Here is a 15,711-nt window from a genome sequence, read left to right on the forward strand (position 1 = left end):
TAGTGTTCGCTTAGGGAGGCCGACATGAGCGAGCGCTATTTGGTGATTTCTTCGGACTGCCATGCGGGGCTGCCGAATCTGGAGTACCGGGACTACTTGGAATCGAAGTACCACGATGCTTTCGATGACTTCATGGTTCAGCGGGCCGCGATCCGCACCCAGGGCAACATCATGGGGAATACCGAGTTCGAAGAGGAGTGGTTTGGCGAGAATGAGGAGGGGCTGCGAGGGGCTTGGAACGCGGCTCGGCGGGATGCGGAACTGGACGGCGACGGCGTCGCCGGCGAGGTGATCTTCCCCGATGCCGATGCGGTCACCGGGGGTGCTTCGGCGCCGTTCGGCGCCGGGCTGGGCATGTCGTTCGCCGAAGACCCCGAGTTGCTGTTGGCCGGGGCTCGGGCCCACAACCGTTGGTTAGCCGACCTGTGCAACGACAGTCCCGAGCGGCGGGCCGGAGTGGCGGTGGTGCCGATCATCGCCGACGTGGACGCCGCGGTGGCCGAGATTGCCCGAGCCCGGGAATCGGGGCTGCGGGGCGGAATCCTTATCGCCTCGATGTGGAACGAGGGCCCTGGCTATCACGAGCGCCGCTACGACCCGATCTGGGCCGCCTGTCAAGACCTGGAGATGCCGGTTCACACCCACTCGGGAGCGGCTCCTCGCAGCGATTACGGCACCGGCCCCGGATTCATCGGCATGTACGTGGCCGAAGTGCGGTGGTGGACCACCCGTCCGCTGTGGTTCTTGCTGTATTCCGGGGTGTTCGAGCGGTACCCGGGGCTGCGCTATGCGATTACGGAGTGCGGCTGTTTTTGGGCCGCCGACCTGCTGTGGACCATGGACGCCACTTATTCCCGGGAGCAAGGCGGGGCGCAAAAGTTGGCCGCCGACGCCTATAGCCATCTGAGTTTGCGGCCCAGCGATTATTTCGACCGCAACTGTGCCATCGGTGCGGCGAGCACCAAGCGCCGGGAACTGGCCCGGCGATTCGAGATCGGCGTGGGCAACATCATGTGGGGCAATGACTTTCCCCATCCCGAGGGAACGTGGCCCCACACCCGCAAGGCCCTGGCCGAGGCATTCTGGGACATTCCCGCTGACGACACTGCGGCCATCCTGGGTCTGAACGCCGCCGAGTTCTACGGCTTCGACACTGAGGCACTGGCTCCGCTGGTCGACAGAATCGGTCCGACCCCCGAGGAGTTGGGGCAAACCGACCCGGCAGAGACCTCCCAAAAGTGGGAAGCGCTCGCCGCGGCGGGACGGCCGTGGATCACTGGGGTTGAGGCGGTTCCTTTGGCGATGGATTAGGGGACTCGAATGCCGGCATCACCGTTTCGCGCATGTGGTGGTTGGTTGATGTGGGGACGGTGTAGTTGGTTAGATCCATGACCTGACCCCAGTGGTCGCGGTAGGACTCAGGGGTGGGATCGAGATCGGTGTGGCCTTGGGTGGCGACCCAAGCGAGGCGGGCCATTCGAGGACCATCCACGGTGAAGCTCTCGCCGTTAGCGGGGCAGTCTTCGTGGGCCAGCCAGATCACGGCGGGGGCGACGTTTTCGGGGTGCATGTGGGTGTCGATAACGGGGCCGAACTCGTCGCCTGAGCGATCGGGACTTGGAGCGGTCACGGCCCAGGGCAGCACGCAATTGACCTGCACACCGTGGTATCCACCTTCCCGGCCCAATGTGCGGGTCAACCTCATGATTCCGGCCTTGCAGGCAGCATAAGCGGACTGGCCCCGCAGGCCCCACACCGCCCCGGACGCAACGTTCACCACCCGGCCATAACCCTGCTCCACCATTGCGGGCCACAGCGGCCACAGCACATGGCAGGACCCGAGCAGGTGGATGGCGATCATCTCATCGAACAGCTCTGGGCCGCTCTCCGGGGTCATGTCCACAAATTCGGCGGCTCGATTGACTCCGGCGTTGTTGATCACGATGTGTACCGGGCCGAACGCATCTCGAGCCCGTTCGGCGAGGCCAACCCCACCGTCAGGGTTGGTCACGCTGTGGTGGTCGGCGATGGCAGCGCCCCCGAATGCGCTGATCTCGTCAACCACCTGGTCGGCGGCTTCGGGAACAATGTCGTTCACCACCACTTGCGCTCCCCGCTCGGCCAGCAGCTTGGCGTAGGCCCGGCCCAATCCCTGTCCCGCGCCGGTGACTATTGCGGTGCGCCCGTCGAAGCGAAGCGGGGGCTGAGCCATCAGCCGATGACGCCGTCGGCTCTGAGCTCAGCCAGCGCTGCCTCGTCCAAGCCGAGTTCGGCAGCCAGCACCTCGTCGGTGTGCTCGCCCAACCACGGTGGGCGAAAGTCGGGACCCTCGCTGACTGCCGACATCTTGACCGGATTCCCCGGGGTGAGCACCGGCGCGTCGGAATCGGGGCGGGGGATCTCCACCATCATGTGGCGGGCTGCGACATGGGGATCGTCGATCACGTCGGGAGCCTCGAACACCGGAGCGGCGGCCAGTCCGGCCGCAGCTAAGTCGTTGGCCGCTTCGACGGTCGTGCGGTCACCGGCCCAGGTCCGAACCGCGGCCCGGATCTCATCTAGATTCTCCCGCCATCCGTCGCGCGTTGAAAACCGCTCGTCTTCCAGCCATTCGGGTCGGCCGATGAGATGGCAGAGGCGCTCAAACTGATGCTCCCGGCCAATCTGCATCACCAGTTCCCCAGAGTCGATGGGGAAGCCGTCGTTGATGATTGGAGTGGGAACCCGGGGATCGGCCCCTAGCGACCAGTAGTTGGGCACCATGTCGCCAAAGGCCACCATGGCATCGAACATGGCAATGTCCACATGCTGGCCATGACCGTGCCGCTCCCGCTGCCGTAGGGCCATGAGAACTCCGATGACGCCATAGAGACCCGTGCCGGTGTCGCCCAGCGCTCCTACCGGGGACACCTTCACGTTCTCGCCGTCGGCCCGGTTGATGGCGTAGAGGCCGCCCATGGCCTCGGCAATGGGAGCGTAGGCCGGCCAGTGCCCGTAGGGAGACTCGCCCAGGTTCCCGAACCCCGACACTGACAGATAGATCAGGCCGGGATGCACCTGAGATAGGTCGTTGTAGCCCAAGCCGCTCTTGTCCAGCGTTCCGGGCTTGAGGTTCTCGGCTAGCACATCGAAGTTGGGGATCATTTGGCGGATGAGGTCGATGGCCTTGGAGTTCTTCAAATCCATGCCCACCGAGCGCTTGCTGAGGTTGTTGCGCAGATAGGTTCCGCCCACCGGCCGACCCTCGGGATCGGCGATGGTCGGGGTCGAGCCCCGGCCCAGGTCGCCTCGCACCGGGTGCTCGATCTTGACCACCTCCGCACCCATGCGAGCCATGAGCTGGGTGGCGTAGGGGAGCGACTGCATCTGCTCGATGGCGAGGATGCGGATGCCGTCGAGCGGCTTTCCGTTGCTGTCGAGCTGGGGAGCGGTGATGTCGCCGACTCTCACGGGCTCAGTTCCTGCCCATAGATGCGCAAGGCATTGCCGGCCAAGATGGCGTGGCGTTCGTCGTCAGGAACCCCATCGAAGTGCTTGTCGATGGTGGTGAGAGAGTCGGGCCAGTCGGAACCGCCGTGAGGGAAGTCGCTGGACCACATCATCTGGGTCACCCCGATGTGGTGGCGATTGAGAATGCCGTAATGGTCGGTGATGAATGTTGAGGCGATGTTGGTATCGAAGTAATCGCCGGGCGATCGCTGGATGGGCGCTCGGGTGGCCGGGTTGGCCCGGCGGAAGCGGTCGTCCATCTGTTCCCGCAGGTAGGGGAACCAAGAACTGTCGGTTTCCACCGCCAAGAACTGGAGTTCGGGATAGCGGTCGAACACGCCGCCCTCGATGAGCTGGGTGATGCGCACTGGCATGTCGAAGAAGCGCATCGACCCGGTGAGCTTCATCTTGGCCACATCGCCTTGGGCGTGGGTGGCAAAGCCCACATGTATAGAAAGAGGCAATCCGGCTTCGGTGGCCGCCGCGAACACCGCGTCGTCATCGGCCGTGAGCACCTCGTCGCCATTGGGCCAGCGCCCGAGCATCACCCCCCTGATGCCCGGAAAAGCAGCCACTCGATGCATCTCAGAAACCGCGGTTTCTGCTCCAACATTGGGAAGAATGGCCACCCCCCACAGGCGGTCCGGGTTGTAGGCGCAGAATTCAGCCAGCCAATCGTTGTAGGCCCGGATGCAGGCAATATGGAAGTCGGCGTCGTCGCGGTGCCACACCAGCTGGTTTCCGATCCGGGGGGTGGGGTAGAGGACTTCCAGGTCTACGCCGTCCTGGTCTTGCTCCCCGATTCGGGCAGCCGGGTCATGGCCACCGACTCTCACGTCTTCCCAGCGGACCCATCCCGAGCGCTGGTCGGCGGGCAGGCCGGCGGAGCAGTTGCCACCGAAGTTGATGGGATCGTGGGCCCCTTCCAGAACCCAGGCATCGCCCTGGTCGAAGTTCTCCATTCGAGGGGCCCGGTCCTTGTAGCGGGCCGGCACCCGGTCGGCCCACAGTCCGGGCGGCTCGTTCACATGGGAGTCGGCTGACACCAGCTGGTACTCCATCACGCCGACACCGTACCGCCGGGGATGTTGCGGATCACTTTGGTGAGGCAACCGTGAGCGAGCGGCGGGGTAGGGACAGGGCGACGAAAACACCCAGAGCCGACAGCACCACCAGCACGGCTCAACCGTACGCGCCCTGGATTGTCAGCTAGCGACGAAACGCTGAGTCAGCCGTCCCGTGTGAACGGCCGGGTGAGGGCTGCTGGTTGGCCGATGCGCCGACTCACCACCACCAGCACGATCACCGTCAAGACCGCCGGTGCCATGTTGGCGATGGATGCCACCGATCCGGAGATGACGTCTTGGACCTGGAGTTGGAGCACGGTGGAAGACACGATGCCGAACAGCAGGGAACCGGCCATCACTCCGACTGGCCGCCACGCCCCGAAGTACACCAAAGCGATGGCGATGAATCCGCGGCCAGCAGTGAGGTTCTGCTGGAAGATCCCGATCTCCAAGGCCAGAGCCGCCCCGGCCAGCCCGGCCATGGTGTTGCCGATGACGATGGCCGCGGTGCGAATGCCGTTCACGCTCACGCCCAAGGTGTCGGCCGCTTGCGGGTTTTCCCCCACGGCTCGCACGTTGAGGCCGAAGGTGGTCTTGGTGATGAGCCAATAGAAAACCGGCACCAGCAAGAAGGCCACATAGGTGAGCACTGTGTGGCTGAACAGCAGCTCGCCGGCGCGCCCGGTGTCATCGGCCAGCCAGTCGAAGGGCTTGGTTTGCAGTCCGCTGATGGGCTTCGGGGTGCCAACCTGTTTTTGGAACAGCAGATCGGTGAAGCCCAAGCCGAAGAGATATATCCCGATTCCGCTGATGCCTTGTTCGGCGTGCATCACCACGGTGATGAATGCGTAGATGAGGCCCATCACCATTCCCGTCACGAGTCCCATCAGCAGCCCGAAGGCGGCGCTGCCCGTCTCCAGTGCGGTGTAGTAGGCGGCGAACGCGCCGATGAGCATGACGCCTTCCACACCCAGGTTGAGCACTCCAGCCCGTTGGCCGACGGCCTCGCCCAGCGCGGCGAGCAGGAAGGGCACTGCCAGCCGGATGCCCGATGCCAGGGTGGCGGTGATGATGGCGACGGTGAAGAAATCGTTCATGCCCGATCCTCCATCTGGATGTCGCCTTCAGCCCATCGCTGTACTCGGGTACGCAATTTGAGGCTACCCACCACGAATACCACCACCACGCCGTTGAGTGCGATCACCAGGGCTTGGGGAACCTGCACCGCTCGTTGCAGGGAGATGCCTCCGGCCAGCATTCCGCCGAACAGATAGGACGACAGCACCGTGAACAGCGGGTGAAGCCCTCCGAACAACGCGGTCACGATGCCGTTGAACCCCGCACTCTGGGTGAATGCCAACGGGCCGCCCTCGCCGATCAGCCGGTGCGATTCGCTTCCGAATACCAACACTGCACCGGCGATGCCAGCGCAGGCCCCGCTGAAGGCCAATGCCTGGGTGATACTCATCTCGACTTTCATGCCTGAAGCGCGCGAGGCGTGGGGGTTGTGGCCAACCGCCCGCAGGCGCATGCCCAGGCTGCTGCGGAACAACAGCAGGTACGCGAGAATGGCCACGACCAGGGCCACCACAATGCCCAGGTGCAGTCGCGTCCCCCCCGGCAATATGGGCAGATCGGCATTCTGAGTCAAGCGCTTGGTTTGCTGGATCCTGATGGCGCCAGGCTCGATGAGCCAATCCTCTAGCAAAAAGCTCATGAAGAACCCGGCGATGATGTTCATCATGATGGTGCTGAGAATCTCGTTGACCCCGCTGTAGGCCTTCAGGGCACCGGGGATCGCCCCCCAGACTCCTCCGCCGACTCCTCCAGCGATCATGACCAGCGGCACCAGGATCGGACGGGGGACATCGGGCAGGGCCAGTGCCACCAGCGTGGCCAGAATGGCGCCCATGATGATCTGGCCTTCGCCACCGATGTTGATGACACCGGTGCGGAAGGCGATACAAATGCCAACGCCGACCAGCATGAGGGGGATGGACTTCAGGGCGGTGGCAGCCAGTTCATCAGGACCCCCAAACGCTCCGGTGAACAGCTCCCGATAGCCGGTGAGCGGGTTGGCGCCGAACACCCCGAGGAGGATGGCGCCCACCACTAGGGCTGCAATCACCGCCCCCGCAGGCACCGCTAGTCCGGCAAAGGGACGCAAGAGGCGGCCAATGTCGAACCCAGAGATAAATCTCTGTTGATTGTCAGTCATTTTCAACATAGATTGCTCTGAGTTCCCCTCTGTTCACCGAAGCGATCAACTCGTGGAGGTTTCCATGCTGGTGACCTGTTGGTCAACCAAGGGGGGTTCTGGCACAACGGTGATTGCGGCCCTCGTCAGCCTACACGCCACCCAAGATCGAGACCGGCCTGTTCTGCTTGTCGACCTCAGCGGCGACCTGCCGGCGGTGTTCGGCTGTGCCGAGACGTCATCTGGATTGGCCGGGTGGCTCCGCAGCGACCTCGCCCCCTGTTCGCTTGAGAGGGTGCTCGAGGAGCTGACTCCCAACCTGTCGCTGCTTCCTCGAGGTCGAGGCCCATTGAGTGCCCGGCGGGCCGATGAGCTTGTGGATTGGCTGGCCTCTGACGGCATCGTGGTGGTGGACGCAGGGGTGCTGAGGGCCAAGGACGAATCCTCCGACCCCGGCTCGGATGACGAGCTTCGCTGGCGGCTGGTCGCCGAAGCCGACCGTTCGATGCTGGTAACCCGGGCGTGCTATTTAGCGCTGCGTCGAACGGTTTCGCTTCCGGTACGGCCCAGCGGGGTGGTGTTAGTTGCCGAGTCCGGCCGGGCCCTGACCCGGTCAGACTGCGAACGGGCCATCGGCGCACAGGTGTTGGCCACCGTCGCGGTTGATCCCGAAATCGCCCGAGCGGTGGATGCCGGGATGCTGCGCACCCGGGTGCCCAAGGGTGCGATCAAGGCTCTCAGTCGGCTGACCGAGGAGCTTTGAGCGGTGGCTTGGAGTCGTATCGGGGGAGGCAAGGAGGCCCTCAACCCATTCCTCTGTGATCCGTCAGTGTCGGAAATCATGGTGAACGGTCCCGGACCGGTGTGGGTAGAGCGCCGCGGGCGCTTGGAGGCCACCAACACCATCTTGGATACCGAAACAATCGAGCTGCTCATCGAGCAGACAGTGGCCCCTTTGGGCCGTCGCATCGACCGCAGCTCCCCGATGGTGGATGCCCGACTAAATGACGGATCCCGCCTCAATGCGGTTGTGCCGCCGGTGGCGGTGGACGGCCCCTACGTGACCATCCGCCGTTTCTCTGTTCACCCCGTTCCTCTTGAGGAATTCGCTTCTCCCGGCGTTGTGTCTGCCCTGCGATGGGCAGTGTCCGCCCGCTGCAACCTGGTGGTGTCGGGGGGCACTGGAGCGGGCAAGACAACCCTTCTGAATGCCCTGGCTGGCTCCATTGACCCCGGCGAACGGGTGGTGACAGTGGAGGACGCCGCCGAGCTGGCCCTCGCCAGCGACCACGTTGTGCGCCTTGAAGCCCGGCCGGTGGACGCCGATGGAGTATCCCCGGTCACCATCCGGCAGCTTGTGCGTAACGCCCTGCGCATGAGGCCCGACCGGATCATCGTGGGCGAAGTCCGAGGAGCGGAGACCCTCGACATGCTCCAGGCGATGAACACCGGCCATGAGGGTTCGCTGTCCACCTGCCATGCCAACAGCCCGGCCGACGCCCTCAGCCGACTAGAGACCATGGTGCTCCTCGATGGCGGTGCCGTTCCTCTGGCCGCAGTGAGGGATCAGATCGCCGCCGCATTGGATTTGGTGGTCCATGTCGCCCGCCGTCCACAGGGACAGCGGCGCATCGTCTCGCTGGCGGTGATCGACCGCTCAGATGAACGCGACGACGGAAGTCGGCCTCGGCTCCGCCAGATAGCCGACGAGCTTCGATTGCACAGCCTGCCGTCGGTCAAACCTCGGAAATCGAACGCCGGCGATCCCGATCCACGATGGCTTCGCCAATGACGGTGATCAAAGAGGCGCTTGGGGCGGCTGCCGAGCGGGTCCAGGCCATGGCCGCCCGGGCCGGGTTGAATGCGACGATAGCCCAAGTCCACAAAGGACTGGGAGCGGTGGCATTGTTCGGCGGGAGCTTCGGCGCTCTCCAAGCGGGAGTGATCGGTGCAATCGTCGGCACGGTGGTGTCAGTTGTCGGTGCCCTGATGTTGCTGAGAGCCAATCGTCATCGCCGCGACCAAGTTATGGAGGCGCAACTCCCCGGCTTCTTGGAGGCCATCGCCCGCGGCTTGCGAACCGGCCTGCAACTCGGTCCTGCGACGGTGGAGGCTGCTTCCAGCACACCACCTCCGCTGCACCATGAGGTATTGCCGTTGGCCGAGGAGCTTCGTCGAGGGCTGCGCAGCGCCGATGTGTTCGACCGCTGGGCCCGTCGCCGTCCCGGCAGCGGTTCCGGTCTGGCCGCGGCCGCAATGGCCTTTGCCGCTTCCGCCGGCGGCGCCCAGGCGCGGGCCATCGACGGGGTGGCGGCCACCTTGAGGGATCGGGCGGCCCTCGAACTGGAGGTGCGCTCGCTCACCTCTCAGGCCCGGGTCTCGGCGATGATGATCGCGGCCCTGCCCGTGGGCTTCATGCTCCTGTCAGCTGGCGTGGGCGACCATGCGGTCAGCTTCATGTTCACCACTCGACTCGGCTTGGCCTTTCTCGCCTGCGGCCTGGGCCTCGATGCGATCGGCGCGTGGTGGATGCGTCGGATTGTCAACTCCCGAGACTGACATGGTCCTTCCCATCGTCTTGGGTTTGCTGTGGGCAGCCGTGGTGCTCCTCTGGGGGTGGCAGGCACGTCCCCGCCAGATCCGATCTCCCTCACCGAGCCCGACACGGTCCCGCTCGTCGAAGACCGCTCCCGTTGTCGGTATGGCATTGGCAGCGGTGATTGCATTGGCAATTCATCCTGTGCTCGGAGTGGGGGTGGGTTTGTTCATGTGGATCGTTCCCCACCGCCGCCGGGCGCAGTTGCAGCACCGCAAGCAAGCTGAAGTCATCGAAGAACTGCCTGAAGTGGTCGATCTGCTCCGGTTGGCTGTTTCGTCGGGGCTCAATGTTCATCTAGCGGTGGCCGCAGTAGGGGAGCGTCTCGGCGGTCCCGTGGGCCTTGGCTTGGCGGGTGCCGTTCAGCGGGCTCAGGACGGGATGCGCCTGGCCGATGCGCTAGAACCGCTGCCCGATTCCGTCGGCGAGCCGGTGCGTCCCCTCGTCAGAGTGTTGATCGATGGCGATCGCTACGGCACCGAATTGGAGCCCGCTCTGGCTCAGCTGGCCGCCGACAGCCGACTGTTGCGCCGCCACCGTGCTGAAGAGCAGGCTCGCCGTCTGCCGTTGCGCCTATTGCTGCCCTTGGTGGTTTGCATTCTGCCCGCTTTCATCCTCCTCACCCTGGCCCCGGTCTTGGCCGAAACGCTTACCATTCTGCGCCAATGACCAAATCCGCATCTTCCCCCGCCACTTCATTTCCACACAGGTACACAGCATGTTCTTGCTTCGATGGCTCATTGCTCTTCACTCATGGACGGCCCGAATTCGATCCGACCGGGGTCAGGCGACCGCCGAATATGCCCTCATTCTCTTGGGGGCTGCCGCGATAGCCATGCTCCTCGTGACCTGGGTCACCAGGACCAACCGAATCTCCAACCTTCTCGACGCTGTATTCCGCCACATCACCGGCCTTGTCGGCTAGCGGCCCGGCTGCGGGCCCCGCAGCCCGAGACCGAGGACAGGCTGCGGTAGAGACTGCTCTGGTGCTTCCGCTGATCATGGCGGTGGCGTTGGCGCTGGTTCAGGTGGGGCTGTTGGTGCGCGACCACGTTTTGGTCGTACATGCGGCCCGAGAGGCAGCCCGCGCCGCGGCGGTCGACCCCACCACCGAGGCGGCTACCGTCGCCGCGCTTGCTGCCACCAGTCTGGACCCGGACAGATTGCTGGTGGAAACGCAGGGAAGCCGGACGACCGGCGGCCTCCTCCGAGTCACCGTGCGCTTTCGGCCCGAGCCCGCGGTGCCCTTGGTGGGCGGCCTGTTCCCCTCCGTGACCATCCAAGAGGCGTTGACCGTTCGCGTAGAATAGCTGCTCTGGACCGAAACGAATTGGAACCACCACTAGTCTGATATGTCGTGGAATTCAGCGTCACCGTTGCCTCCCATAAGGGATGGGAGGTTCTGACGGTTACCGGTGAGATCGACATGGCCACCGCGCCCCGATTCCGCCAGCGGCTGCTCGCCTTGATCAGTGGCGGGGTTCAAAACGTGGTCATCGATCTATCCGGGGTGGATTACATAGACTCCACCGGACTCGGCGTGCTCATGGGCGGGGCCAAGCGAGTGCGAAGCGCCGGAGGAGACATCCGGCTCGTCACGACGGGATCCCGCCTCGCTGATCTGATCGAGCTCACTCGACTCGACCGTGTCCTTGATGTGTTCGACTCGGTTTCGGCGGCCACCGAAGGTTCTGGCTCGTGACAACCGACCCCACCCAATTCGACTTTGAGATTCCCGCTCGCCCCGAATACCTCTCGCTGGTTCGCTCCTTGGTGGTCGAAGCCGCCGAAATGGATGAATCCCTGAGTCGAGAGCGAATCGAGGACTTCAAGGTGGCTGTCTCCGAGGCCACCACCAATGCCATTGAGGCCCATGCCCGAGCCTGTCGCGACGATTCCATCCGGATACGCTGCACCCTCTTCGACGACCGCCTTGAATTCCACATCACCGATCGGGGCTACGGCTTCTATCCCGATCAGATTCAAGTACTCCCCGAGCCCGATGATCCCAGCCGGTTGAATTTCGAGCGGGGTTTGGGCATCTATCTAATGCGAGTCCTCTCCGACAAGGTTGAGATCCAAAGCGGGCCCGATGGAACCGAGGTCTCATTGGCCATCGACCTTCCTGCCAACAACTCGAATTCCTGAGCTGATAGCAAGGGAATAGCCGAATGCCCGCTGTGACTGAGTAAGCCATGCCAAAAGCGGCTACTTTCAGCGCCGGTGGCTGACAAAAATCTCCTCAGCGATCTGACGTTCCTGGGTGGTCCCAGCCGCTTGGCCCGATTCATCGGCCGCCCGATTCACCATTTCGCAGCCATCGAGGCCGCAGGCGGTGTTCTCATGCTGGTCGCCACAGTGGCCGCCCTGGTCTGGGTCAACTCTCCATGGCAGAGCTCTTATGAGGACTTTTGGCACACCTACGTATCGTTCTCAGTGGGCGACTATCGCTTCAAGCACGATCTCGCTCACATCGTTCAAGACGGCCTCATGGCCGTGTTCTTCTTCGTGGTCGGCCTGGAGATCAAACGGGAATTGGTGACCGGCCAGCTCCGGGATCCCCGCTTTGCCGCGCTACCCGCGGTGGCCGCCCTCGGCGGCATGGTGGTGCCCGCCCTCGTCTACTTCGCATTCAATGCCGGCGGGCCTGGTCAAGACGGCTGGGGTATCCCCATGGCCACCGACATCGCCTTCGCCATAGGGGTCCTTTCGCTTCTCGGCAATCGCATTTCTTCTCAGATGAAGGTGTTCCTGCTGACCCTGGCCATCGTCGATGACATCGGCGCCATCCTGGTGATCGCAATCTTCTACACCAGCGATCTCTCCGGCAATTGGCTGCTCACCGCCGCCATTCTGCTGGCTGGCATTCTGGTGCTCCGCCGGCTCAACGTTTGGTATCTGCCTATATACCTTGTCATTGGGGTGGCCTTCTGGCTGGCCGTGCTGGAATCCGGAGTCCACGCCACAATTGCCGGGGTGATCCTCGGTCTGATCACCCCGGCCAAGCCCCTCCAGTCAGAAGAGGAAGCCCGCCGCTGGGCCAGTTGGCTCCAGATGCAAGACGTTGTCCACCTCGACGACGTGCGCCGAGTTGGATTCCACCTTCGAGAGTCCCAGCCCGTCAGTCTGCGGATTGAAGAGATGCTCCACCCCATAGCCGGCTACGTCATCATCCCCCTCTTCGCCCTGTCGGCCGCGGGGGTTGAGCTCTCCGGCGATGTTCTGTCCGATGCGGTCACCTCGCCGGTGACGCTGGGGGTAGCGGTCGGATTGGTAGTGGGCAAGACCGCGGGTATCTCGCTGTTCTCTTGGATCGCCCACCGATTGGGCTGGGTCACCATTCCAAAATCACTGGCCGGCCTCCACATGGTGGGGTTGGCCATGGTGGCCGGAATCGGCTTCACCGTGTCGCTCTTCATCTCCCGACTGGCCTTCGGTGACCCATCCGTGGCCGATGAGTCCAAGATCGGAATCCTGGTGGGATCGCTGATCGCCGCGGTCGTTGGTCTGGCGATTTTGTCCCGTACCGAGCCTCGTCCAAAGTACGCAGACAAGGCCTAATCCACGAGTCTTGCGCTCAGCGCGTTTAGGTTCTGCTTGACAGCCCCTCTACCTCAACCCCTAGCTTCTCCCCGTGCCCAACGCCCTCGTTATCGTCGAGTCTCCGGCCAAGGCCAAGACAATCGCGGGCTATTTGGGAAGCGGGTACGTGGTGGAATCCTCCATCGGGCACATCCGAGACCTGCCCAGCAACGCCAGCGAGGTACCCGAGGCGTTTCGAGGCGAGTCGTGGTCTCGGTTGGGAATCGACGTCGACAACGACTTCAAACCGCTGTATGTGGTGCCCTCCGACAAGAAGGCCCAGATTCGCAAGCTGAAGCAACTGCTCAAAGAGTCCGACGAGCTGTACCTCGCCACTGACGAAGACCGCGAGGGAGAGGCCATCGCCTGGCACCTGCTCGAAGTCCTGTCCCCGAAGGCCGATGTCAACGTAAAGCGGATGGTGTTCCACGAGATCACCCCGTCGGCCATTCGGTCTGCTATTGAATCGCCCCGGGATCTGGACCGCCGCTTGGTAGACGCCCAAGAGGCCCGCCGGCTGCTGGACCGGCTGTATGGCTATGAGGTGTCACCCGTGCTTTGGAAGAAGGTGCTGCCCCGTCTTTCGGCCGGACGGGTGCAGAGCGTGGCCACCCGCATCGTGGTCGAGCGCGAGCGCGAGCGCATGGCCTTCACCGCGGCCGGCTATTGGAGTTTGAGCGCGGTGTTCCGGGTATTGGGCGACCTCAGTCCCGGCGACCCCTCCACCTTCACTGCCTCGCTAACCGCAGTGGACGGGGCCAAAGTGGCGGTGGGCAAGGACTTCGCCAGCAATGGACAACTCCGCAGCCCCGACGCGGTTCACCTCGACGAGGAAGCGGCCCAAACTCTGGCCCGCGGGTTGACCGAGGCCGAGATCAGCGTCCGAGGGGTCGAGGTGAAGCCCTACCGCCGTCGGCCCGCGGCCCCCTTCATGACTTCAACTCTCCAGCAAGAGGCCGGTCGCAAGCTGCGCCTGTCGGCCGCCATGGCCATGAGAGCGGCCCAGTCCCTGTACGAGAAGGGCTACATCACCTACATGCGCACCGACAGCACCACCTTGTCGGACGCAGCCTTGCGGGCGGCTCGCGCCGCGGTCTCCGAGCGCTTCGGGGCCTCCTACCTGCCCGACGAGCCCCGCCGATACGCCAAGAAGGTAAAGAACGCCCAAGAAGCCCACGAAGCCATCCGACCTTCGGGCGACCAATTCCGCACCCCGGAGGAGGTAAGGGCCGAAGTGCCCCAGATGGAGGCTCAGGTCTACGAGCTGATCTGGCAGCGAACAGTGGCTTCGCAGATGACCGACACAGTGGGTGAGACCGTCCATGTCGATCTCGGCGGGACAACCGCCGATGGGCGCGACGCCGCGTTCTCGGCGGCGGGAACGGTGATCACCCATGAGGGCTTCCGCCGGGTGTACACCGAGGGTACCGACGAGGAGTCCGACCAGGAGGAGGCCGAGCGGCGCATGCCATCGCTGGCGGCCGGCGACCCGCTGGCCATCGACGAGCTGTCTCCCTCGGGGCACACCACCCAGCCTCCGGCCCGCTATACCGAGGCATCGCTGGTGCGGAGGCTGGAGGAACTCGGCGTCGGCCGCCCGTCAACCTATGCCGCCATCATGAACACCATTGTCGATCGGGGCTATGTGTGGAAGAAGGGGGCGGCGTTGGTCCCATCGTTCACGGCATTTTCGGTGGTCACCCTGTTGGAGCAGCACTTCCCCAACTTGGTGGACTATGCCTTCACCGCTCGCATGGAGGACGACCTCGACGGCATTGCCTCAGGCGACCGAGAGGCCATCCCGTGGTTGAGCCGCTTCTATTTCGGCCCGGCCGACAACGAGCCCGACGACGACTCCGCTCACGGCGTTGCCAAGTACGGGCTTCGCACCGCGGTGTCTGATCGCTTGGGCGACATCGACGCCCGGGCGGTGAACTCCATTCCCATCGGCGCCGACGAGAACGGAGAACCGGTGGTGGTCAGGGTCGGGCGCTATGGGCCCTATGTGCAGCGCGGCGAAGACCGGGCCAGCCTTCCCGACGACCTGCCCCCCGATGAGCTGACCCTGGATCGGGCACTGTCGTTCATCTCGGCCCCCTCCGACGACCGCACCTTGGGCGATGACCCCGAGACCGGTTTGGCGGTGGTGGTGCGCTCTGGCCGGTTCGGCCCCTATGTCCAGATCGGAGAGGAGGCCGACGACGGCGGGGAGAAGCCCAAGCGGGCATCTCTGCTAGCTGGCATGCAGCCGGAGACGATCACGCTCGACGACGCCCTCAAAGTGCTGTCGTTGCCCCGGGTGGTGGGCACCGATCCGTCCGACGGCACCGAGGTCGTGGTTCAAAATGGGCGCTATGGCCCCTACGTCACCAAGGGCAAGGAGAACCGGAGCCTCGACTCCGAAGATCAGCTTTTCACCATAACCCTGGAGCAATGCCTGGAGCTGTTGGCCCAACCCCGGCGCCGTCGGGGTCAAACGGCCAAGCCACCCCTTCGGGATCTGGGCTTGGATCCGGCCACCGAGAAGCCAATGCTGGTCAAGGACGGCCGCTACGGCCCCTACGTGACCGACGGCGAGGTGAACGCCTCACTGGGCAAAGCCGACTCGGTGGAGACCCTGACTGTGGAACGGGCATCGGAGCTGCTCCAGAGGCGGCGCGACAGAATCGCCGCCGGCGGTGGCAAACCCCCGGCCCGCCGCAAGTCCACGGCCAAGAAGAAGGCTTCGGCGAAACCAGGGGCGGCAAAGAAAAAGCCGCCGCCTCGGTCGGGATCGTAAG

General features: G+C 64.1%; 16 protein-coding genes. 11 read left to right on the forward strand and 5 right to left on the reverse strand.

Annotated features, from left to right (window positions below; translation table 11 throughout):
• The first annotated feature begins 24 nt into the window (after positions 1–24).
• A complete protein-coding gene (locus OXG30_01445) occupies positions 25–1,311 on the forward strand; it encodes an amidohydrolase family protein (protein ID MCY4133565.1) in 1,287 nt (428 codons plus the stop codon).
• On the opposite strand, the gene OXG30_01450 is transcribed toward OXG30_01445, so the two are convergent.
• The 5 genes from OXG30_01450 to OXG30_01470 all read right to left on the reverse strand — a co-directional run bounded on the left by OXG30_01450 (position 1,274) and on the right by OXG30_01470 (position 6,774).
• Entirely contained in the window at positions 1,274–2,212 is a 939-nt protein-coding gene (locus OXG30_01450; GenBank protein ID MCY4133566.1) for an SDR family NAD(P)-dependent oxidoreductase, read from the reverse strand. The genes OXG30_01445 and OXG30_01450 overlap by 38 nt on opposite strands.
• Entirely contained in the window at positions 2,212–3,450 is a 1,239-nt protein-coding gene (locus OXG30_01455) for a CaiB/BaiF CoA-transferase family protein (GenBank protein MCY4133567.1), read from the reverse strand. Before OXG30_01455 ends, OXG30_01450 begins: the two co-directional genes overlap by 1 nt.
• Positions 3,447–4,550, reverse strand: coding sequence for an amidohydrolase family protein (locus OXG30_01460; GenBank protein ID MCY4133568.1), 1,104 nt, complete (start codon positions 4,548–4,550; stop codon positions 3,447–3,449). Before OXG30_01460 ends, OXG30_01455 begins: the two co-directional genes overlap by 4 nt.
• Positions 4,551–4,717: 167 nt before the next feature.
• On the reverse strand, positions 4,718–5,653 hold the full coding sequence (locus OXG30_01465; GenBank protein MCY4133569.1) for an ABC transporter permease: 936 nt from the start codon (positions 5,651–5,653) through the stop codon (positions 4,718–4,720).
• Positions 5,650–6,774: an ABC transporter permease gene (locus OXG30_01470; GenBank protein ID MCY4133570.1), complete on the reverse strand. Its 1,125-nt coding sequence runs from the start codon at positions 6,772–6,774 to the stop codon at positions 5,650–5,652. Before OXG30_01470 ends, OXG30_01465 begins: the two co-directional genes overlap by 4 nt.
• A gap of 70 nt (positions 6,775–6,844) precedes the next feature.
• Here OXG30_01470 and OXG30_01475 point away from each other — a divergent pair, with 70 nt between their 5' ends.
• From OXG30_01475 to topA, 10 genes are all read left to right on the forward strand, one after another.
• Positions 6,845–7,516, forward strand: a complete 672-nt coding sequence (locus OXG30_01475; protein ID MCY4133571.1) for a hypothetical protein — start codon at positions 6,845–6,847, stop codon at positions 7,514–7,516.
• A 3-nt stretch (positions 7,517–7,519) separates the two neighbouring features.
• Positions 7,520–8,545 (forward strand): CpaF family protein, encoded by a 1,026-nt coding sequence (locus tag OXG30_01480; protein MCY4133572.1) that lies wholly within the window; start codon positions 7,520–7,522, stop codon positions 8,543–8,545.
• A complete protein-coding gene (locus OXG30_01485) occupies positions 8,530–9,312 on the forward strand; it encodes a type II secretion system F family protein (GenBank protein MCY4133573.1) in 783 nt (260 codons plus the stop codon). Before OXG30_01480 ends, OXG30_01485 begins: the two co-directional genes overlap by 16 nt.
• 142 nt (positions 9,313–9,454) lie before the next feature.
• Complete coding sequence (locus tag OXG30_01490; protein ID MCY4133574.1) at positions 9,455–10,018, forward strand: type II secretion system F family protein; 564 nt, start codon at positions 9,455–9,457, stop codon at positions 10,016–10,018.
• Positions 10,019–10,067: 49 nt separating this feature from the next.
• The gene (locus OXG30_01495; protein MCY4133575.1) at positions 10,068–10,274 is read left to right on the forward strand and encodes a DUF4244 domain-containing protein; all 207 of its coding nucleotides are present in this window, start codon (positions 10,068–10,070) and stop codon (positions 10,272–10,274) included.
• Complete coding sequence (locus OXG30_01500) at positions 10,264–10,659, forward strand: pilus assembly protein (protein ID MCY4133576.1); 396 nt, start codon at positions 10,264–10,266, stop codon at positions 10,657–10,659. The genes OXG30_01495 and OXG30_01500 overlap by 11 nt, the downstream gene beginning before the upstream one ends.
• Positions 10,660–10,706: 47 nt before the next feature.
• Positions 10,707–11,051 carry an STAS domain-containing protein gene (locus tag OXG30_01505; GenBank protein ID MCY4133577.1) on the forward strand — a complete coding sequence of 115 codons (345 nt, stop codon included), beginning with the start codon at positions 10,707–10,709 and terminating at the stop codon, positions 11,049–11,051.
• Positions 11,048–11,497, forward strand: a complete 450-nt coding sequence (locus tag OXG30_01510) for an ATP-binding protein (GenBank protein ID MCY4133578.1) — start codon at positions 11,048–11,050, stop codon at positions 11,495–11,497. Before OXG30_01505 ends, OXG30_01510 begins: the two co-directional genes overlap by 4 nt.
• A gap of 75 nt (positions 11,498–11,572) precedes the next feature.
• Complete coding sequence (gene nhaA / locus OXG30_01515; GenBank protein ID MCY4133579.1) at positions 11,573–12,910, forward strand: Na+/H+ antiporter NhaA; 1,338 nt, start codon at positions 11,573–11,575, stop codon at positions 12,908–12,910.
• Between the two features lie 73 nt (positions 12,911–12,983).
• Positions 12,984–15,710, forward strand: coding sequence for a type I DNA topoisomerase (topA, locus tag OXG30_01520; GenBank protein ID MCY4133580.1), 2,727 nt, complete (start codon positions 12,984–12,986; stop codon positions 15,708–15,710).
• The last annotated feature ends 1 nt before the right edge of the window (position 15,711 follow it).

The organism is bacterium (assembly GCA_026708015.1).
Taxonomy (GTDB): domain Bacteria; phylum Actinomycetota; class Acidimicrobiia; order Acidimicrobiales; family Bin134; genus Poriferisocius.

Bases quoted from the DNA above. Each gene is read 5' to 3' on its own strand.
- OXG30_01445 (MCY4133565.1), top strand. From the start codon at position 25: ATGAGCGAGCGCTATTTGGTGATTTCTTCGGACTGCCATGCGGGGCTG.
- OXG30_01450 (MCY4133566.1), bottom strand. From the start codon at position 2,212: ATGGCTCAGCCCCCGCTTCGCTTCGACGGGCGCACCGCAATAGTCACC.
- OXG30_01460 (MCY4133568.1), bottom strand. From the start codon at position 4,550: ATGGAGTACCAGCTGGTGTCAGCCGACTCCCATGTGAACGAGCCGCCC.
- OXG30_01465 (MCY4133569.1), bottom strand. From the start codon at position 5,653: ATGAACGATTTCTTCACCGTCGCCATCATCACCGCCACCCTGGCATCG.
- OXG30_01470 (MCY4133570.1), bottom strand. From the start codon at position 6,774: ATGACTGACAATCAACAGAGATTTATCTCTGGGTTCGACATTGGCCGC.
- OXG30_01485 (MCY4133573.1), top strand. From the start codon at position 8,530: ATGGCTTCGCCAATGACGGTGATCAAAGAGGCGCTTGGGGCGGCTGCC.
- OXG30_01490 (MCY4133574.1), top strand. From the start codon at position 9,455: ATGGCATTGGCAGCGGTGATTGCATTGGCAATTCATCCTGTGCTCGGA.
- OXG30_01495 (MCY4133575.1), top strand. From the start codon at position 10,068: ATGTTCTTGCTTCGATGGCTCATTGCTCTTCACTCATGGACGGCCCGA.